This window comes from Catellatospora sp. NPDC049133 (assembly GCF_040648455.1).
In the GTDB taxonomy this organism is placed as follows: Bacteria; Actinomycetota; Actinomycetes; order Mycobacteriales; family Micromonosporaceae; genus Catellatospora; species Catellatospora aurea.
On the sequence record NZ_JBEZDT010000002.1, the window covers coordinates 216,771 to 235,440 of the forward strand.

Sequence of the window (18,670 nt, forward strand, 5' to 3'; positions counted from 1 at the left end):
GCCCGCACGCTGCCCGTCGACCCCCGCCTCGCGGGGTTCGGGCAGCTCAACAGGGGTGGGGGTGGGGGTGGTCACGGTCGGACAAGGTTAGCTGGTGCCGGCTTTGTAGCCCACGCCGCGAACGGTCAAGATGATCTCCGGGCGCTCGGGATCCGGTTCGATCTTGGCCCGGAGCCGCTGCACGTGCACGTTCACCAGGCGGGTGTCCGCGGAGTGGCGGTAGCCCCACACCTGCTCCAGCAGCACCTCGCGGGTGAACACCTGGCGCGGCTTGCGGGCCAGCGCCACCAGCAGGTCGAACTCCAGCGGGGTCAGCTTCACCTCGGCCCCGTTGCGGGTCACCGTGTGCGCCGGCACGTCGATGATGATCTGGTTGTCCGGCGGCCCGATGGTCAGCAGCTCGGGGGTGACGTCCTCGCCCCGGCGCAGCCGGGCCCGCACCCGGGCCACCAGCTCCTTGGGCTTGAACGGCTTGACCACGTAGTCGTCGGCCCCGGACTCCAGGCCCAGCACCACGTCGACGGTGTCGCTCTTGGCGGTCAGCATCACGATCGGCACGCCGGACTCGGCCCGGATGGCACGGCAGACGTCCAGCCCGCTCATGCCGGGCAGCATCAGGTCCAGCAGCACCACGTCGGGGCGCGCCTCGCGGAACGCGGCCAGGGCCCGCTCGCCGTCGGCGACGAACGCCGGCACGAACCCCTCGCTGCGCAGCACGATGCCGAGCATCTCGGCGAGCGCGGGATCGTCGTCCACCACCAGGACACGGGCCCTCATGCGGTAAACCTCGGCATCATCGGCTCGCTCATGCCGTCCAATATCCCATCCCACCCGCCGAGACACGAACCCGCTTCACCGATCTCGTCCGATCGGCCAGGGTAGGGGCCACGTATGTGGCCACGCCGTGCCAGGATGGCGGCGGCCTCCGCCACCCCCGGAACATGGTCCGTCCCCGCCGCGCTCGCGCATCGTGCGGGGACTCCCCCACGGTCCGCCGACACCCCTCGGAGCGACGATTGGAACGCGCCGCGCCCTCGGCCGCGCGCCGGCTGCCGCGTGACGAAGCGCTGCCGCTGCGCCCGCTCACCCTGGGCGAGCTGCTGGACACCGCTTCCGAGCTGGTACGCCGCCGCGCCGCAGCGCTGCTGGTGACCGCCGCGGTGCTCGCCGCGCTGGAGCAGGCGGTGCTGGTGCCCGGACGGCTGAGCCTGGACATCCGCCTCAGCGAGGGCGTACCCGATCTCAGCGGCGGCTACTGGGTGCTGCTGGCCGCCGGGGCGGGCCTGGAGGCTCTGATCATCGCCTGGCTCGGCGGGCCGGCGGGCCGGGCCGCGGTCGCCGCCGTCACCGGCAAGCCGGTCCCCCGGAGCCGGTGGCAGGACCGCCGCCGGCAGGGCACGGCGATCGCGCTGGTGGGCCTGGTCGCGGCGGTGCCGTCGGCGCTCGGGGCGTTCCTCGGCCCGGTCTGGCTGCTCGGATACCCGCTGTTCGGGCTGGCCGCGGTCGCGGTGACGATCGAGCGGCGCGGGCCGTTCGGCGCGCTCAAGCGCGGGGCCGGGCTGGCCTTCCGCGGGGGCATGCGCGGGGCCGCGGTCCGGATCATCGGCTATGCCTCCTGGCTGCTCATCCGCTTCGCCTTCTTCCTGGGCCTGCTGGCCGGGCTGGAATACCTGCCGCTGTCCGCCGAGGCCGGGGAGTGGCTGCTGGTGCCGCTGATCGTCGCGGCCAACACGCTGGCGTACGCCAGCCTGGCGGCCCTGGACGCCGCGCTGCTGATCGAGTCGCGGGTCCGGCAGGAGGGCCTCGACCTGTGGCTGACCGGAGCCGCCCGGCACCGCGAGCCCGGCCCCGAGATGCTGGCGGCACGCTGATGCGCGGGTGGAACGAACTTGTCGCGCTCTTCGACGACGTCGTCCCGTTCGGGCTGGCGGCGCCGCTGCTCCTGCTGCTCGCGGCCATCGTCGCGGTGCTGTGGTTCACCTACCCGGGCTGGCTGCCCAAACGCTGGCGGATGCGGCGGGCGAAGCGGGCCGACGAGTCGGTGTCGTACACCGAGCCGACCGGCGACCGGCCCGATCCGGACGAGGACGAGACCGGGGTGGAGGAGCTGCCCGCGCTGGCACCGGAGGTCTACCTCTCCCAGGCCGACCGCTACGCGGCCGAGGGCCGCTGGGCCGAGGCGGTGCGCGAGCGGCTGCGGGCCATGGTCCGCGAACTCGTCGACCGGGGCGTCGTCGAGCACGTGCCCGGCTGGACGGTGACCGAGCTGGCGCGCGCCGCCGGCGGGGCCCGTCCGGAACTGGGACCTGCCCTGCAGAGCGCGACGGGTGTCTTCTCCGGCATCTGGTACGCCCAGCGCCCGGCGACCGCCGCGGACGACGAGCAGATGCGGGGCCACCTGGCCACCGTGCACGAACTGGTGCGAGGTGGACGATGACGACCCGGACCCGACGCCGCCGCTGGCGGCTGGTGCTGCCGTTCCTGCCGGTCGTGGCGCTGCTCGGCTTCTCGGTGATCGCGCACGAGGTCGAGGAGCCGTCGCCGTCCGACCCGGCGTACCTGTCGCCGGTCGGCGACGGCCCGGACAGCGCGGCCGGGCTGGCCGAGCAGCTGCGTGCCCGGGGCGTGACGATCCGCCGGGTCACCGGCAGCGACGAGGCCTTCGACGCGGTGGAGGCCGCCGATGGGGACGCGACGCTGTTCGTGCCCACCCCCGGCTACCCGTACCGGGGCCAGTTGAGCAGGCTGTCCTGGCTGCCCGACCGGACCCGCGTGGTGCTGGTGGAACCGGACGACAGCGAGACCGGGCAGGCCGTCGACACGCTCGGGGCGGCCCGGCGGCGCTGGGCGACCGGCGTGACCGGCCGCGGCGCGGACTGCAGGCTGACCGACGCCGGTCCGGCCGCCGTGGTGCGGACCCGCTACGCGCGGTGGGAGGACTCGGTCGCCACGGTCGAGAGCTGCTACGACGGCGGCGTGGTCCGGGTCTTCGAGTACGGCGTCGAGTTCGTGCTCGTCGGCAGCGCCGACCCGTTCCGGGCGGTCCGGGCCGCCGAGCACGACAACACCGGGCTCGCGCTCGACCTGCTCAGTGCGAAGAGCACCCTGGTCTGGCTCGACCTGCACGAGCGGGAGGCGGTCCCGCCGACGCCGCCGAGGCCGCGAACCGAGGTGAGCCCCCGGCCGCAGACCGAGCAGCCGGAGCGGCGGGAGGGCCCGAGCCCGTTCCCCGACTGGCTGTTCTGGGTGGTGGTGACACTGCTGGCGGCGACGCTGACGATCGTCCTGGCGCGCGGCCGCCGGCTGGGCCCGCCCGTGCCGGAGGCGCTGCCCGTCGAGGTGCCCGCTGCCGAGACCGCGGCCGGGCGAGGAAGGCTCTACCGGCGGGTCAAGGCCCGTGGCCCGGCGCTGGAGACGCTGCGGGCCGCCGCCCGGCGCAGGCTGGCCGTGGCGCTGGGCCTGCCCGCCACGGCGGAATCCGGCACGCTGCTGCCCGCGCTGCAGGCGCGCACCGGCGAGCACCCGCACCGGCTCGGCGAGATCCTCTACGGGCCGCCGCCGGAGACCGACGAAGAGCTGCACACCCGCGCCGTGGAGCTGCGGGACCTGGTCGAACACGTGACCGCACGACCTGTCGAAGAAGGAGAGCACCGGTGACCGAGCCGTTGACGACCGAGCACGCCGAACCCGCCCGCGAGGCGCTCGGCCGGCTGCGCGCGGAGGTGGCCAAGGCGGTGGTCGGCCAGGACGGCGTCGTCGCCGGCCTGGTCATCGCCCTGCTGTGCCGCGGGCACGTGCTGCTGGAGGGCCCGCCCGGGGTCGCCAAGACCCTGCTGGTACGCAGCCTCGGCGCGGCCCTGGACCTGGAGATGAAGCGCATCCAGTTCACGCCCGACCTGATGCCCGGTGACGTGACCGGCTCGGTGATCTACGACCCGCGCAGCGCGGAGTTCCAGTTCCGGCCCGGCCCGGTCTTCACCAACCTGCTGCTGGCCGACGAGATCAACCGGACGCCGCCGAAGACCCAGTCCTCGCTGCTGGAGGTCATGGAGGAGCGCCAGGTCTCCGCGGACGGCGTGACCCGGGCGCTGCCCGAGCCGTTCCTGGTCGCCGCGACGCAGAACCCGATCGAGCACGAGGGCACCTACCCGCTGCCCGAGGCGCAGGTGGACCGCTTCCTGCTGAAGCTGACCGTGCCGCTGCCCGCCCGCGAGGAGGAGCTGGGGGTGCTGCGCGCCCACCACGCCGGCTTCGACCCGCGCGACCTCGGCGCGGTCGGCATCAAGGCGGTCGCCGGGCCGGCGGAGCTGGCCGCGGCCAGGGAGGCGGTCGGCCGGGTCACCGTGACCGAGCCGGTGCTGGGATACATCGTGGACGTCTGCCGGGCCACCCGGGCCACCCCGTCGGTGGAGCTGGGAGCCTCGCCCCGTGGCGCGACGTCGCTGCTGGCCACCGCGAAGGCATGGGCGTGGCTGGGCGGCCGCGACCACGTGACGCCGGACGACGTGAAGGTGATGGCCCGGCCCACGCTGCGGCACCGGCTGCGGCTGACGCCCGAGGCGGAGCTGGAGGGGGTCACCGCCGAGTCGGTCCTCGACGCCGTGCTCGCCTCCGTGCCCACCCCGCGGTAGGGCGGCGTGCCCACCGCTCGTGCCGCCCTGCTGGCCGCGCTGTGCGCGCCGGTCGTCGGCGTGCTGTCGGCGCTGTACGGCGTCGCGCCGTGGGCGCTGTCCGGCGTGCTGCTGGCGCTCGTCGCGGCAGCCGTGCTCGCCGACTGGGCGCTGGCCGCCGACCCGCGCCGGATCACCGTGCGGCGCGAGACTCCGGGGGCCGTGGTGCGGCTCGGCGAGGACGTCGCCGCCGCGCTGACGGTGGCGAACCGCAGCGGCGTCGACGCCCGGCTGCTGGTGCGCGACGCCTGGGTGCCCTCGGCCGGGGCGGCGCCGTACGCCCACCCGCTGGTCCTGGCCGCGGGCGAGGCGGCGACGCTGACCACCACGCTGACTCCCACCCGCCGCGGCGACCGCGCCGCCGAGCAGGTCGTCGTGCGCAGCCACGGCCCGCTCGGGCTGGCCGTGCGCCAGGCCGCCCACCGGCCGCCGTGGACGCTGCGGGTGCTCCCCCGGTTCACGTCCCGCAAGCACCTGCCGGAAAAGCTGGCCCGGCTGCGCACCGTGGAGGGCGCGACCGCGATCCGGGGCCGCGGCCAGGGCACCGAGTTCGACGTGCTCCGCGAGTACGTGCCCGGCGACGACGTGCGCTCGATCGACTGGCGGGCCACCGCCCGGCGGCGCGACGTCATGGTGCGCACCTGGCGGCCCGAGCGCTCGCGGCGCATCGTGTGCGTGCTGGACACCGGCCGCACCAGCGCGGTCCGGGTCGGCGACGAGCCCCGCCTCGACGCCGCCATGGACGCCGCGCTGCTGCTGGCCGCGGTGGCGCAGGAGGCCGGCGACCAGGTCGACCTCATCGCGGCCGACCACCGGGTGCGCGCGGTGGTGGCCGGTTCGCACGGCCGCGCCACCCTGCCCCGCCTCATCAACGCGGTGGCCCCGCTGCACCCCGCGATGGTGGAGACCGACTTCGAGCTGATCACCAGCGAGGTGCTGCGCCGGGAACGCAAGCGTTCGCTGGTGGTGGTGTTCACCGCGCTGGAGCCGGGGGCCCTCGGCGAAGGGCTGCTGCCGGTGCTCCCGCGGCTGGCCGCGCGGCACAAGGTGCTCATCGCCGCCGTGCACGACCCGGCCCTGAACGCGCTCGCCACCACCCCGCTGCACGGCGCGAACGAGGTCTACGCCGCAGCGGCGGGCACCCGGGCGCTGGCCGACAGGGAGAAGCTCAGCACCGCGCTGGCCAAGTACGGCGTGGAGGTGCTGGACTTCCCGGCGGACACGTTCGCCGGCCAGGTCACCGACGTCTACCTCGCCTTGAAGGCCACCGGCAGGCTCTGACCGGCGCGGTCCGGGCCGTCGACGGCGAGCACGAGGTCGGCGCGCTCGGCGCGGCGGCCCAGCACGAAGACGTACGCCAGGAACAGGCTCCACACCAGCACACCGATCGCGTCCCGCACGATCAGTGGCAGGAACGACGGCGTCACGAACGCCTCCAGCAGGCCCGCCACGGCGAGCACGCCGACCAGGCCGACCGCGCCGGTGATGCCCTGCCGCGCGGCCGCGGCCAGCGACTGCCCCCGGGTCAGCAGCGGTCCGGGCACCACCCAGGCCCAGCCGACCCGCAAACCGACCCCGGCCGACACGAAGATCGCGGTCAGCTCCAGCAGGCCGTGCGGGGCGATCAGGCCGAAGAAGACGTCGCCGCGGCCGTTGCCGATCATCAGTCCGGCGACCATGCCGATGCTCAGCGCGTTCTGCCACAGGATGAACGCCACCGGCAGCAGCAGCACCCCGGCGGCCAGGCACTGCGCGGCGATCCAGGCGTTGTTGGTCCACACCAGCAGGCCGAAGTTCGGTGCGAAGTTCTCGCTGTAGTAGCTCTCGAAGTCGTGGTTCACCAGGCTGTCGATGTCCGCCTCGGACATGCCGAAGGCCCTCGGCAGGGTCGGGTCACCGATCACCCAGGCCGCCACCGCCGCCGCCACCAGCAGGAAGCACACCGCGGAAGCGATCCACCAGCGGCGGGCCTGGTAGAAGGCGAGCGGCAGGTCGTGGGCCAGGAACCGGGGCACCCGCCGCCAGTCCACCGGCTGCGCCCCGGTGATCGCCGCGCGGGCCGACAGCACCAGCCGGGACAGTTCGGCCACCAGCGCCGGATCCGGCGTGCGGCTGCGCACCACGGACAGGTGGGTGGCGACCCGCTGGTACAGCAGCACCATCTCGTCGGCCTCGGCCGCGGTGGGTTTGCGCCGACGGCTCAGCACCTCCAGGCGCCGCCACTCGCCGCGGTGCTCGGCCACGTACGCGTCCAGGTCCACCCGTTCGTCCTCTCCCCGGTCGTCCGCCGTGCAGCCTAGCGGGGGCAGTCGCGGCGCGCGGGCCTGTGATTCACTGTGCCGATGCGGCAGGGGCAGGACACGGTGGAGAGCACGGCGGGGCTGGTCAGCGGCGAGGCCGTACACCTGGAGGTCCGGCTTGCCCGCGCGGGTTCGCGGGTGCCCGCCCTGATGATCGACATCATGGCGCAGGCCGTCCTGTTCTTCGGGCTGGCGATCGCGCTGGTGGCCTTCTTCGGCCTCACCGGGCTCGCCGACGCGGCCAGCATGAACGCGTCTTACATCATCGCCCTGGTTTTGACGGCCGTGGGCTACCCCACCCTGCTGCTGGTGCTGACCCGGGGCCGGTCGCTGGGCAAGCTCGCGATGGGCCTGCGGGTGGTGCGCGACGACGGCGGCCCGATCACGCTGCGCCAGTCCTTCACCCGCGCGCTGGTCGGGGCGACCCTGGAGTGGCCCGGCATGCTGCTGATCGTGAACTGGGCGGTGAGCCTGGTGGTGCTGACCGGCTCGCCACGTGGCAAGCGCCTGGCCGACGTGGTCGCGGGCACCATCGTCATCCACGACCGCACCCCGGAGGGCTGGGGCTGGATCCCGACGACCCCGCCGCCGCTGGCCCGCTGGGCGTCGACCCTCGACCTGACCGGCCTCGACGACGAACTGGCGCTCGCGGCCCGGCACTTCCTGGCCCGCAGCCGCGGGCTGAGCGAGCCGTACCGCACCCGGCTCGGGCACGCCCTGGCCACCGAGATCGCCGCCTGCGTCACGCCCGGTCCCCCAGCGGACACCCCCGGCTGGGCCTATCTCGCGGCCGTGATCGGCGAGCGGCACAGCCGCGCGGCCCGCCGCCTGGCCCGCGACCGCGCCAGCCACGCCATGCTGTGGCCGGAGCTGTTCGCACCCGTGCCCACCCCGGTGCCCGCCGCCGTCCCCGGCGGAACCCCGCCCGGTGGCTCCACGCCGCTCATCCCCGGCCAGCCGACCGGCTCTGCGGCCGACCCGCGATCACTGCGCCCGGCCGCCCCGGCCTGACCGGGGTCGGACCCACGGACGCTCGCCGGCCGGTCGCCCCGGCCTGATGGGCGGGTCTGTCGAGACCACCCGACGGCACGTCCACCGACGGGCGAGGGTAGCCGGGTCCTCGGTTACATCTTTTTTGATGTGGCCACATCGAAAAAGATGTAACCCCTCGCCGCGATACCTTGCTGTGCCCGGTGCCTGCCCGCCGCCGCGGGCAGGTCAGGCGAAAAGCGCCCGGCCCCAGTGGTCGCCGTCGCCGGTGACGCCGGGCGGGCAGGCCCACAGGCCGCTGGAGACGTGCCGGATGTACTCGTTGAGGATGTCGGCGCGGGCCAGGCTGCGCTGCACAGGCACGAACTGCTTGCGCGGGTCGCGCTGGTACGCGATGAAGAACAGCCCCGCGTCCAGGCGGCCCAGCCCGTCGGAGCCGTCCACGAAGTTGTAACCGCGCCGCAGCAGGTGGGCCCCGCTGTTGAAGTCGGGGTGGGCCAGCCGGATGTGGGCTTCCTTCGCGATGACCGGTTCGCCGTCGGCGCCCTTGGCCGCGAAGTCCGGCTCGTCGAACTCCTTGGCCTGCCCGAGCGGCGCGCCCTCGCCCTTGTCCCGGCCGAAGATCGCCTCCTGCTCGGCCAGCGGGGTGCGGTCCCAGGTCTCGACGGTCATCCGGATACGCCGGGTGACCAGGTAGGAGCCGCCCGCCATCCACGCCGCGCCGTCCTCGGCCCGCGCCCACAGCTGCTCGCGCAGCAGCTCGGTGTCCTCCAGCTTCATGTTGCGGGTGCCGTCCTTGAAGCCCATCAGGTTGCGGGCGGTGGCCTGCTCACGCGACGTGCTGGAGGTGCGCCCGAACCCGAGCTGGGAGTAGCGGATGGAGACCACGCCGAAGCCGATCCGGGCCAGGTTGCGGATCGCGTGCACCGCCACCTGCGGGTCGTTGGCGCAGGCCTGTACGCACAGGTCGCCGTCGCTGATCTCGGGGCGCAGCGCGTCGCCCGGGAAGTGCGGCAGCGGCTCCAGCGCGGCGGGCATCCGGTCGGCGATGCCGAACCGGTCGGCGCCCGCCGCGTCGCGGAACAGGCTGCGGCCGAAGCCGATGGTGAGGGTCAGCCCGCTGGCCGGCAGCCCGAGGGCCTCGCCGGTGTCGTCCGGCGGGGCCTCGGCCTGGCCGCCGACCGCGCCGAGCAGGCCCGCGTCGCGGCCCTGGGTCATGCGCGCCGCCGCGGCGGTCCACTCGCGCAGCATCTCGGCCAGCTTCGCGCGGTCCTTCGTGATCACGTCGAACGCGGCGAAGTACAGCCGGTCCTGCGCGGGCGTGACGATGCCCGCCTGGTGCTCGCCGTAGAACGGCACCGCGTCGCCCGGCGACGCCGCTGCGGGCGACCGGTCGTCACCCATCATCGCGGCACCCACGGCCGCCGCACCGGCCACACCCGCGATGCCGACTCCGGCCGCGGTCAGGGCCACCCGTCGCGAAACCATCTGCTCCACCTCTTCCGGGATCCGGCGCCGGTCCGGGAGCTGTAGGAGCTCCCGGACCGGCGGACGGGTGACTACTTGGCGACGACCGCGGCGACCTTGCTGATCGGCTCGGCGAGCGCGTTGATCACGTCGCTGAGCTCCTTCAGCTCGGCCTGGCTGAGCTGGTTGTGCAGCTTCCAGCCGTCACCGGCGCGGTGCTTGCCCAGCGCGGTGTCCACGTTGGCGAACGCGGTGTCCAGGGCGGTGACCAGCTCCGGGGCGCGCTCCTCCAGGGTCGGGCGCAGCGCCTGCACGGCGGCCTTGGAGCCCTCGACGTTGGCGGCGAAGTCCCACAGGTCGGTGTGCGAGTAGCGGTCCTCCTCGCCGGTGATCTTGCCGGAGGCGACCTCGTCCAGCAGCTCCTTCGCGCCGTTTGCCAGCTGCAGCGGGGACAGCTTCTCCGCGTTGGCCTTGGCCACGATCTCCTTCACGTCGACCAGCAGCTGGTCGGCGATCGGGCCGGACTTGGAGATGTCCTTCTTCTCCCACAGGTCCTGCTCCAGGCGGTGGAAGCCGGTGAAGGCCATGCCTTCCTCGATCACCTCGGCCCGGCCGTCGATCTTCGGGTCCAGGTCGCCGAAGATCTCGGCCACCGGCTCGATGCGCTCCCAGTAGGTGCGCGCGATCGGGAACAGCGCCTTGGCCTTCTCGGCGTCCCCGGCCTTGATCGCGGCGACGAACTCCTCGGTCTTGGGCAGCAGCGCTGCGGTCTGGCTCTGGATGTAGCGCTGGTAGTTCGCGGTGGCCTCGGCGAGCTTGGCGTCGGCGGTCAGCGGCGCGGCCGAACCGGTGACCTTGAACGCGCCCCGGATGCCCTTGCCGATCATGCCCGGCTTGCAGGCGGTCTCGTACGTGCCGGCGGTCAGCTCGACCTTCAGCTCGCGGGTCAGCCCGGGGGCGATGTTCTCGACCTCGCCCATCACCCGGTCGCCGGCCGCGTACACGTAGAACTCGGTGACCTTGGCGCCGCCGTTGGCGATGGTGAAGGTGACCGTGCCGGCGGCGGTCTCGGCCCGGCCGACCTCGCAGGTCGAGTCGGTCGCCTTGACCGCGATCGGGCCGGTGGTGTCACCGGGGGCGGCCGGCTCGGGGTCGGTGGTGCAGGCGGACATGCCCAGGCCGAGCACGGCGGTCGCCGTGAGCACGGAGAGCTTGCGCATGGGTGGCTCCTGTGTTTCGAGGGTGGTTTCAGCGGTCGCCGCCGGTGGCGACCGGCGCGGGGGCGGGAGCAGGGGCGGCCGGCGGCGTCGCCGGACGGTGCGGCAGCAGGAAGAGCACGAGCACCGGCACCGCGTACGCGACCCAGGCGATGGTCTCCAGCACGGTCGGCGCGGGGGTGAAGTTCAACGTGCCGCGCAGCAGCTCCGCATACCAGGTCGTCGGCGGCAGCGCCGCGGAGATGTCGAACGCGAGGGTGTTCAGACCGGGCAGCACCCCCGCTTCGAGCAGGTCGTGCACGCCGTACTTGAGGATGCCCGCGGCGACCAGCACCAGCAGCACCCCGGTCCAGGTGAAGAACTTCGTCAGGTTGATCTTCAGGGCGCTGCGGTACATCAGGAAGCCCAGCGCGATCGAGGTGGCGATGCCGGTCAGGACCGCGACCACCGACCAGGTCGAGGTGGCGCCCTGCACGGTCGCGAAGAAGATGAGCGAGGTCTCCAGGCCTTCGCGCGCTACGGCGAGGAAGGCGGTGACGACCACGGCGAGCGGCCCGAGCGCGATGGCGGCGTCGAGCTTGGCGCGCAGCTCACCCGAGATGGAGCGGGCGGCCCGGCGCATCCAGAAAATCATCCACGTGACGAACACCACGGCGAGGATCGAGGTGACCGCCTCGAACAGCTCCTGCCGCTCGAACTCCAGGTGCGCACTGGTGTACTGCAGCACCGCCGCGAAGCCCACGGACAGCGCCGCGGCCACGGCCACGCCGAGCCAGACGAAGCGCAGCCGGTCCCGGCGATCGGTCTTGACCAGGAAAGCCACCAGGATGGTGACGACGAGCGTCGCCTCCAGGCCTTCCCGCAGCCCGATCAGGAACGTGGGGAGGAAGACGTTGGCATCCATGGCACCACCTCAGTTGATAGACCAGCCTTGCCTTACTAAGGCGAGGCGTACCTTAGCGTAGGTGTCCATCAGCTGAGAAGTCGATCCCCGTCGTTTCATTGGAGCGGGTCCAGAACATGGAAAAGGGCGCCCCAGCGGGACGCCCTTTTCTGGAGTACCGATATCAGTACCGGTAGTGGTCCGCCTTGTAGGGACCCTCGACAGCCACGCCGAGGTACTCGGCCTGCGACTTGGTCAGCTCGGTCAGCCGGACGCCGAGGGCGTCCAGGTGCAGCCGGGCCACCTTCTCGTCGAGCTGCTTGGACAGCGTGTAGACGCCCACCGGGTACTGGTCGAGCTTGGTGAACAGCTCGATCTGCGCGATGACCTGGTTGGTGAAGCTGTTGCTCATCACGAACGACGGGTGGCCGGTGGCGTTGCCCAGGTTCAGCAGCCGGCCCTCGGACAGCACGATGATCGAGTGGCCGTCGGCGAAGCGCCACTCGTCGACCTGCGGCTTGATGTTGATCCGCTCGACACCGGAGATCTTGCCCAGCCCGGCCATGTCGATCTCGTTGTCGAAGTGGCCGATGTTGCCCACGATGGCCTGGTGCTTCATCCGGCTCATCTGCTCGCCGGTGATGACGTCCTTGCAGCCGGTCGCGGTGATGAAGATGTCCGCGGTGGCGACCACGTCCTCCATGGTGGCGACCTGGTAGCCGTCCATCGCGGCCTGCAGCGCGCAGATCGGGTCGATCTCGGTGACGATGACCCGGGCGCCCTGGCCGCGCAGCGACTCGGCGCAGCCCTTGCCCACGTCGCCGTAGCCGGCCACGACCGCGACCTTGCCGCCGATCAGCACGTCGGTGGCCCGGTTGATGCCGTCGATGAGCGAGTGGCGGCAACCGTACTTGTTGTCGAACTTGCTCTTGGTGACCGAGTCGTTGACGTTGATCGCCGGAAAGAGCAGCGAGCCGGTCTGCTGCATCTCGTAGAGGCGGTGCACGCCGGTGGTGGTCTCCTCGGTGACGCCCTTGATGCCGGCCGCGATGGTGGTCCAGCGCTTGGCGTCCTCGACCAGCGAGCGCTGCAGCACGCCGAGGATGATCGCGTACTCCTCGGAGTCGGCGGTCTCGGGCGAGGGCACCGCGCCGGCCGCCTCGAACTCGACGCCCTTGTGCACGAGCAGGGTGGCGTCACCGCCGTCGTCGAGGATCATGTTCGGGCCCTCGCCACCGGGCCACTGCAGGATCTGCTCGGTGCACCACCAGTACTCCTCCAGCGTCTCGCCCTTCCAGGCGAAGACCGGCACACCGGCCGGCGCGTCGGGGGAGCCCTCGGGGCCGACCGCGATCGCGGCGGCGGCGTGGTCCTGGGTGGAGAAGATGTTGCAGCTGGCCCAGCGCACCTCGGCGCCCAGCGCGACCAGCGTCTCGATCAGCACCGCGGTCTGCACGGTCATGTGCAGCGAACCGGCGATGCGTGCCCCCGCCAGCGGCTGGGCGGCGGCGTACTCACGGCGGACCGCCATCAGGCCGGGCATCTCGTGCTCGGCGAGCTGGATCTCCTTGCGGCCGAACGCCGCGAGGGACAGATCGGCGACCTTGAAGTCGCCGGGGGCAAGGGTGCGGGCCATAGATGAACTCCCAATCGGTCGGCTGACCAGTGCGAGGTACAGCCTACTTCTCCCCGTCCCAGGGACCGAGAACCGGCCGGGACGGTGCGTCGGTCCGGGGCCATACGTGTGGCCCGGTCTCCGGACGGACCCTCCGCCTCGAAGACCGGGCCACACTCCCCCCGGTTTGGTTCCCCCGCGCGTGGCTCGGACTGAAATGATCCCGATAACGCTGCGTGAGTAAAAGGCTACACTCCGCACTTCCACTGTCAAGCAGAACCCTCAAGTCGCGCGCGTCGCCGTGTCGCGCCGGTCCCCGGGTACGCGAAAAGGCCTGCCCGGCTGAGAAATGGGGTTCATTTTCAACCAGGCAGGCCAACGTCTGTTGTGGAGCAGGAGGGCCCTCAGAGCGACCCCAGGAACACCTCTCCGGTGCCCGAAAAGATCATCTTTCCGCCGGCCGCGGCCCCGAACGCGGCCTCGCCGCCGCTCAGCGGCACCGAGCCCGAGCCGTCGGCGACGGTCACCGCCCCCGCCATGCACAGCGCGGTACGCGGACCCGCCGGGTCGAGCGCCGCCTCACCGCCGGCCACGCGGATGCGGTGCAGCCGGAAGTCCTCCACCGGCACCGACCAGGTGTCCACGCCCGGCGCGACCGGCTCCGGATCGCGCACCGGTGCGTACAGCGGCTCGAAACGCAGCACCCGCAGCAGCTCCGGCACGTTCACGTGCTTGGGGGTCAGCCCGCCGCGCAGCACGTTGTCGCTGGCCGCCATGATCTCGACCCCGGCCCCGCGCAGGTAGCCGTGCAGGTTGCCGGCGGGCATCCAGATGCCCTGCCCCGGAGCCAGCACCACGTGGTTGAGCAGCAGCGCGACCAGCACCCCGACGTCGCCGGGGTAGTCGTGGGCCAGCAGCCGCACCAGGCCCCGCGGACCGCCGCCGGCCGGCCCGTCGGGCAGGTCGCCGGACGCCGCCACCGCCTGGTCGACCAGGTCCGCGCGAGCGGCCGCGGGCCAGCTCAGCAGCGCCCGCACCGCCTCCCGCAGGTCGCCCACGGCCAGCGCGCCGACCACCGGCTTGAGCGCCATGACGCCGAGCGCGTCGACCAGGTCCGCCGACTCGGCCGCGGGCCGGAACCCGCAGAGCGCCTCGAACTCGGTGTACGCCACGAGCAGCTCGGGCTTGTGGTTGCCGTCGACGTAACTGCGGTGGGCGGCCCCGCGCGGCACGCCGGCCGCGTCCTCGGCCGCGTAGCCGTCGGCCGCCTGCCGCGCGTCGGGGTGCGCCTGCAGCGACAGCGAGCGCTCCGCCGCCAGCAGCTTGAGCAGGTACGGCAGGCGTACGCCGAAGCGGTCGAGCGCGTCGGCGCCGAGCAGGTCGCCCGGCGCCGACGCGATCACGTCGACCAGCGGAACGTCGTCCACCAGGGAGGAGCAGTCGGGATGTGCGCCGACCCACAGCTCGGCCTCGGGGCCCTCGCTGGGCACGGGCCGGCCCTGCACCCGCGCGATCACGTCGCGCGAGCCCCACGCGTAGGGCCGGATGCGGTTGTGGAGTCGGCGCACGCTCAGCCCTTCTGGTGGTAGATGTCCGGTTCGATGTAGATCAGCTTGGCGATCGGCACCGCCTCGCGGATCCTCCGCTCGGTGGCGTCGATGCCCCTGGCCACGTCGTCGGCCGTCTCGTCGTGCTTGACGGCGATCTTCGCGGCGACCAGCAGCTCCTCCGGGCCGAGGTGCATGGTGCGCATGTGGATCAGGCGCTCCACCTCGGGCCCGCTCTCGATCGCCGAGGCGATCGCCTTGACGTGCTCGTCGGTGGCCGACTCGCCGAGCAGCAGGCTCTTGGTCTCGATCGCCAGCACCACGGCGATGACGACGAGCAGGAGACCGATCATCATAGTGCCGAGGGCGTCCCACAGGCCGTTACCGGTGATCAGGGTCATGGACACGCCGAACAGGGCGAAGATCAGACCCACCAGCGCGCCGAGGTCCTCCAGCAGGATCACCGGCAGCTCCGGCGCCTTGGCCCGCCGGATGAACTCCTTCCAGGAGGCGTTGCCGCGCACCGCGTTGGACTCGACGATCGCGGTGCGGAAGGAGAACGACTCCAGGATGATCGCGACGATCAGCACCGTGACCGGCAGCCACTGCCAGCTGGTGATCGCGCCCTTGTTCTCGCTGTGGATGGCCTCGTGGTACTTGTGGTACGCCTCATACAGCGCGAACAGGCCACCCACGCTGAACAGGACGATCGACACGATGAACGCGTAGATGTACCGCTCCCGGCCGAAGCCGAACGGGTGCAGCGGGGTCGCCTGGCGCTGGGCCCGGCGGCCGCCGAACAGCAGCAGCACCTGGTTGCCCGAGTCGGCGACCGAGTGGATCGCCTCCGCCAGCATCGACGACGACCCGGACAGGGCCCACGCGATGAACTTCGTGATCGCGATTCCCACGTTCGCCAGCAGCGCGGCGACGATCGCCTTGGTGCCGCCGCCCGCGCTCATGCTCGTGTCCCGGTGATGTAGTTGTTGAGCTTGCCTCGCTCGCTCACTTGCGCAACTGCTCCTTCAGCTCCGTGACGGCCGGCACCGCCATCGGATCCAGGCCATGCCCGAGGCCGAGGTAGACCGAGGCGAAGTCCGTCGCCGCGACCAGTGAGGCGAACCGCTCCAGCGCCGATCCGCCTTCGGCGGTGAGCACGTCCACCTCGATCCCGCGCCTCGCCGCGATGTCCTGCACCACCTCGGCTCGCCGGTCCGTCGTCTGCGCCGCACTGTTCTCGTCGGCGAGCCCACCGTCGCACAGCAGCACCACCCGCAGACGAGGGGGGTCGGCCGTCACGTCGTCGAGCTCGGGATCAGCGAAGATGTCCCGCTCCAACGCGGCCAGCGCGCCGAACACACCGTCGAGCAGACCCACCCGGCCGCGTCCGGCCTCGCCGAGCGCGTCGGTGACGACCGGGTAGCGGGCGTTGGCGGAGAGCATGTCGCCGTACCGGACCGCGGCCACGGCGGCCAGCGGCGAGTCGCCCCAGATGACCGGCACCGAGCCGGCCATGTTCAGGGCCAGGGTCTTGGAGAGGTTGACGAACGTCTCGGCGGTCGGCCGGCAGCGGTCGGCGTCCTGGTCCAGACGCACCGCCGTCTCGGCGAGGTCCGCCTCGTTGACCTTGACCAGGCCCAGCGCGCGTGCGGTGAGCAGCACCGGCACGGTCAGGCCCCACAGGTTGGCCCGCGCCGCGCCGCGCCGCGGCACCGGGATGAACGGGGCGCGATAGCGCTCGGCCACCGACTGCAGCGGCGAACCCGGCGCGCCGATGGCGACCAGCCGCGCGCCGCGACGGCCCGCCACCTCGGCCACGGCCAGCGCCTCGGGCGAGCGGCCCGACGCCGACACGGCGATCACCACGTCGGCCGCGCCGATCCAGCCCGGCACCTCCACGCTGCGGTGGGTCAGCACCGGCACGAGGCAGCGCGGCCCCGCGATCGTCGTCAGGATGTCACCGGTGCGCGCGGCCGTGCCCGCGCCGACCACCACGACCGCCCGCGGCCGGCCCTCGTCGGCCAGGTGGCTCAGGTCGGTCTCGGCCGTCAGCGTGGTGGCCTCGCGCACCTGCGCGCCGGCCGACGCGATCGCCCTGAGCATGCCGCCCGGGTCGCGCGCGGCCAGCGCCGGTGCGTTGTCCAGCAGGGCCTCGTCGAAGAAGCGGTTGCCGCGCACACCCGCGGCGCCGTCGATCGGGCCGCTCATCACTCACCCGCCGGGGCGGTGAGCACCTCGTCGAGCAGCAGCACCGGCAGCCCGTCCCGCACCGGGTAGACCCGGCTGCAGGAGGTGCAGGTCAGCGTCTGCGCCGCGGCGTCGTGGGTCAGCGGCGCATGATCCTCCGCCGGGCAGGCGAGGACTTCGAGCAGTTGCGGGGCGAGCGACACGTAAGGCTCCTTCAGATCGCCGGCTGAGCTCCGAACGCGGCGCACCGCGACGCGCCATGGGCGCGTCGCGTGCTCACCACGTTCCGCGAAGCAGCCTACCCACGGACCAGCTTCAGCACCTCGTCGCGCAGCTCCGACATCCGCTCCGGCGTCGCCGCCTCGACGTTGAGCCGCAGCAGCGGCTCGGTGTTGGAGGCGCGCAGGTTGACCCAGCTGCCGTCGGCGAAGGTCACGGTCAGGCCGTCCAGCTCGTCCTGCTTCTCCCCGGCGAAGTGCGCGCGCACCTGCGCCAGTTTCGCGCCCTGGTCCGCCACCACCGAGTTGATCTCACCCGAGGCGGTGTACCGCTCGAACTGCGCGCCCAGCTCCGACAGCGGTCCGGACTGCTCGCCCAGCGCGGCCAGCACGTGCATCGCGGCCAGCATGCCGGTGTCGGCGCCCCAGAAGTCGCGGAAGTAGTAGTGCGCCGAGTGCTCGCCACCGAAGACCGCGCCGGTGGTCGCCATCTCCGCCTTGATGAAGGAGTGGCCCACCCGCGTACGGACCGGGGTGCCGCCGTGCTCGCGCACGATCTCCGGCACCGCCGCCGAGGTGATCAGGTTGTGGATGATCGTGGACCCGGGGTGCTTGGCCAGCTCCCGCGTCGCGACCAGCGCCGTCACCGCCGACGGGGAGACCGGCGCGCCGTCGGCGTCGACCACGAAGCAGCGGTCGGCGTCGCCGTCGAAGGCCAGGCCCAGGTCCGCCCCGTGCTCGCGCACCGCGGCCTGCAGGTCCACCAGGTTGGCCGGCTCCAGCGGGTTGGCCTCGTGGTTCGGGAACGAGCCGTCCAGCTCGAAGTACAGCGGCACGATCTCCAGCGGCAGCGGGTCGAGCACCGCGTCGCCCAGCACCGCGGGCACGGTGTACCCGCCCATGCCGTTGCCCGCGTCGACGACCACCTTCAGCGGCCGGATCCCGCGCAGGTCAACCAGCAGGCGCAGGTGCGCCGCGTAGTCGGCCAGCATCTCGCGCGTCTCGATCTCGCCCGCGGGAGCGGGCATCTCGGCCCGCGTGTCCAGCAGCTCCTGCGCCCGCTCGCGGATCGCGGCCAGGCCGCTGGCCTGCCCGACCGGCTTGGCCCCGGCGAAGCACAGCTTGATGCCGTTGTACTGGGCCGGGTTGTGGCTCGCCGTGAACATGGCCCCGGGCAGGTCGAGGATGCCGGACGCGTAGTAGAGCAGGTCGGTCGAGCCGAGACCCGCGTTGATCACGTTGATCCCCTCGGCGCGTACGCCGTCGGTGAAGGCCTTGACCAGCGACGGCCCGGAGTCGCGCATGTCGTGCGCGACCACGACGGTCCCGCGGTCCTCCCCCAGCGCCCGCAGCGTCTGCGCGAACGCCCGGCCCAGCGCACCGGCCACCGGCTCGTTCAGCTGGTCCGGCACGGTGCCGCGAACGTCGTACGCCTTGACGATCTGGGACAGGTCAGACACAACATCTCCTTAAGCCTCAGCTATCTGCTTCACCCTAACCACTGCACGTTACGTACCCCGTCCGGGCGCGCGCGTACACCGCGTGAACACTGCGCCCCGCCCGCCCAGGATCGACG

General features: G+C 72.7%; 17 protein-coding genes. 6 read left to right on the plus strand and 11 right to left on the minus strand.

The window, feature by feature from the left end; all coding sequences use genetic code 11:
• Positions 1 to 87: 87 nt before the first annotated feature.
• On the minus strand, positions 88 to 777 hold the full coding sequence (gene mtrA / locus AB0B35_RS03250) for an MtrAB system response regulator MtrA (RefSeq protein WP_120316862.1): 690 nt from the start codon (positions 775 to 777) through the stop codon (positions 88 to 90).
• Between the two features lie 239 nt (positions 778 to 1,016).
• Here mtrA and AB0B35_RS03255 point away from each other — a divergent pair, with 239 nt between their 5' ends.
• Genes AB0B35_RS03255 through AB0B35_RS03275 form a run of 5 tightly spaced genes read left to right on the plus strand, consistent with a single transcriptional unit; the run spans position 1,017 to position 5,951 of the window.
• Complete coding sequence (locus tag AB0B35_RS03255; RefSeq protein WP_361040054.1) at positions 1,017 to 1,871, plus strand: hypothetical protein; 855 nt, start codon at positions 1,017 to 1,019, stop codon at positions 1,869 to 1,871.
• Complete coding sequence (locus AB0B35_RS03260; protein WP_361040056.1) at positions 1,871 to 2,437, plus strand: DUF4129 domain-containing protein; 567 nt, start codon at positions 1,871 to 1,873, stop codon at positions 2,435 to 2,437. Before AB0B35_RS03255 ends, AB0B35_RS03260 begins: the two co-directional genes overlap by 1 nt.
• On the plus strand, positions 2,434 to 3,657 hold the full coding sequence (locus AB0B35_RS03265; RefSeq protein WP_361040058.1) for a DUF4350 domain-containing protein: 1,224 nt from the start codon (positions 2,434 to 2,436) through the stop codon (positions 3,655 to 3,657). Before AB0B35_RS03260 ends, AB0B35_RS03265 begins: the two co-directional genes overlap by 4 nt.
• Complete coding sequence (locus AB0B35_RS03270; protein WP_361040061.1) at positions 3,654 to 4,631, plus strand: MoxR family ATPase; 978 nt, start codon at positions 3,654 to 3,656, stop codon at positions 4,629 to 4,631. The genes AB0B35_RS03265 and AB0B35_RS03270 overlap by 4 nt, the downstream gene beginning before the upstream one ends.
• A 6-nt stretch (positions 4,632 to 4,637) precedes the next feature.
• Complete coding sequence (locus AB0B35_RS03275) at positions 4,638 to 5,951, plus strand: DUF58 domain-containing protein (protein ID WP_361040064.1); 1,314 nt, start codon at positions 4,638 to 4,640, stop codon at positions 5,949 to 5,951.
• Here the strand turns inward: AB0B35_RS03275 and AB0B35_RS03280 are convergent.
• A complete protein-coding gene (locus AB0B35_RS03280) occupies positions 5,918 to 6,931 on the minus strand; it encodes a stage II sporulation protein M (protein ID WP_361040066.1) in 1,014 nt (337 codons plus the stop codon). The two genes, AB0B35_RS03275 and AB0B35_RS03280, sit on opposite strands and share 34 nt — an antisense overlap.
• An 81-nt stretch (positions 6,932 to 7,012) precedes the next feature.
• Here AB0B35_RS03280 and AB0B35_RS03285 point away from each other — a divergent pair, with 81 nt between their 5' ends.
• Positions 7,013 to 7,981, plus strand: coding sequence for an RDD family protein (locus AB0B35_RS03285; protein WP_361040068.1), 969 nt, complete (start codon positions 7,013 to 7,015; stop codon positions 7,979 to 7,981).
• 207 nt (positions 7,982 to 8,188) lie between these two features.
• On the opposite strand, the gene efeB is transcribed toward AB0B35_RS03285, so the two are convergent.
• From efeB to AB0B35_RS03330, 9 genes are all read right to left on the minus strand, one after another.
• Positions 8,189 to 9,448 carry an iron uptake transporter deferrochelatase/peroxidase subunit gene (gene efeB / locus AB0B35_RS03290; RefSeq protein WP_361040070.1) on the minus strand — a complete coding sequence of 420 codons (1,260 nt, stop codon included), beginning with the start codon at positions 9,446 to 9,448 and terminating at the stop codon, positions 8,189 to 8,191.
• 71 nt (positions 9,449 to 9,519) lie between these two features.
• Positions 9,520 to 10,647 carry an iron uptake system protein EfeO gene (gene efeO, locus AB0B35_RS03295; protein ID WP_361040072.1) on the minus strand — a complete coding sequence of 376 codons (1,128 nt, stop codon included), beginning with the start codon at positions 10,645 to 10,647 and terminating at the stop codon, positions 9,520 to 9,522.
• Positions 10,648 to 10,675: 28 nt separating this feature from the next.
• Positions 10,676 to 11,548, minus strand: a complete 873-nt coding sequence (efeU, locus tag AB0B35_RS03300) for an iron uptake transporter permease EfeU (protein ID WP_361040074.1) — start codon at positions 11,546 to 11,548, stop codon at positions 10,676 to 10,678.
• Positions 11,549 to 11,711: 163 nt separating this feature from the next.
• Complete coding sequence (ahcY, locus tag AB0B35_RS03305; protein ID WP_361040076.1) at positions 11,712 to 13,163, minus strand: adenosylhomocysteinase; 1,452 nt, start codon at positions 13,161 to 13,163, stop codon at positions 11,712 to 11,714.
• A gap of 383 nt (positions 13,164 to 13,546) precedes the next feature.
• Positions 13,547 to 14,710 (minus strand): mannose-6-phosphate isomerase, class I, encoded by a 1,164-nt coding sequence (gene manA, locus AB0B35_RS03310; protein WP_361040078.1) that lies wholly within the window; start codon positions 14,708 to 14,710, stop codon positions 13,547 to 13,549.
• Between the two features lie 2 nt (positions 14,711 to 14,712).
• Positions 14,713 to 15,651 (minus strand): cation diffusion facilitator family transporter, encoded by a 939-nt coding sequence (locus AB0B35_RS03315; protein WP_361040080.1) that lies wholly within the window; start codon positions 15,649 to 15,651, stop codon positions 14,713 to 14,715.
• 43 nt (positions 15,652 to 15,694) lie between these two features.
• On the minus strand, positions 15,695 to 16,897 hold the full coding sequence (locus AB0B35_RS03320) for an SIS domain-containing protein (RefSeq protein ID WP_361040082.1): 1,203 nt from the start codon (positions 16,895 to 16,897) through the stop codon (positions 15,695 to 15,697).
• On the minus strand, positions 16,897 to 17,079 hold the full coding sequence (locus AB0B35_RS03325) for a Trm112 family protein (protein ID WP_203689343.1): 183 nt from the start codon (positions 17,077 to 17,079) through the stop codon (positions 16,897 to 16,899). Before AB0B35_RS03325 ends, AB0B35_RS03320 begins: the two co-directional genes overlap by 1 nt.
• 95 nt (positions 17,080 to 17,174) lie before the next feature.
• Positions 17,175 to 18,554 carry a phosphomannomutase/phosphoglucomutase gene (locus AB0B35_RS03330; RefSeq protein WP_361040084.1) on the minus strand — a complete coding sequence of 460 codons (1,380 nt, stop codon included), beginning with the start codon at positions 18,552 to 18,554 and terminating at the stop codon, positions 17,175 to 17,177.
• Between the last annotated feature and the right edge of the window lie 116 nt (positions 18,555 to 18,670).

Coding starts and splice junctions, on each gene's coding strand:
- AB0B35_RS03320 (WP_361040082.1), bottom strand. CDS start 16,897: ATGAGCGGCCCGATCGACGGCGCCGCGGGTGTGCGCGGCAACCGCTTC.
- ahcY (WP_361040076.1), bottom strand. CDS start 13,163: ATGGCCCGCACCCTTGCCCCCGGCGACTTCAAGGTCGCCGATCTGTCC.
- mtrA (WP_120316862.1), bottom strand. CDS start 777: ATGAGGGCCCGTGTCCTGGTGGTGGACGACGATCCCGCGCTCGCCGAG.
- AB0B35_RS03265 (WP_361040058.1), top strand. CDS start 2,434: ATGACGACCCGGACCCGACGCCGCCGCTGGCGGCTGGTGCTGCCGTTC.
- AB0B35_RS03315 (WP_361040080.1), bottom strand. CDS start 15,651: ATGAGCGCGGGCGGCGGCACCAAGGCGATCGTCGCCGCGCTGCTGGCG.
- efeU (WP_361040074.1), bottom strand. CDS start 11,548: ATGGATGCCAACGTCTTCCTCCCCACGTTCCTGATCGGGCTGCGGGAA.
- AB0B35_RS03285 (WP_361040068.1), top strand. CDS start 7,013: ATGCGGCAGGGGCAGGACACGGTGGAGAGCACGGCGGGGCTGGTCAGC.
- efeB (WP_361040070.1), bottom strand. CDS start 9,448: ATGGTTTCGCGACGGGTGGCCCTGACCGCGGCCGGAGTCGGCATCGCG.
- AB0B35_RS03260 (WP_361040056.1), top strand. CDS start 1,871: ATGCGCGGGTGGAACGAACTTGTCGCGCTCTTCGACGACGTCGTCCCG.
- efeO (WP_361040072.1), bottom strand. CDS start 10,647: ATGCGCAAGCTCTCCGTGCTCACGGCGACCGCCGTGCTCGGCCTGGGC.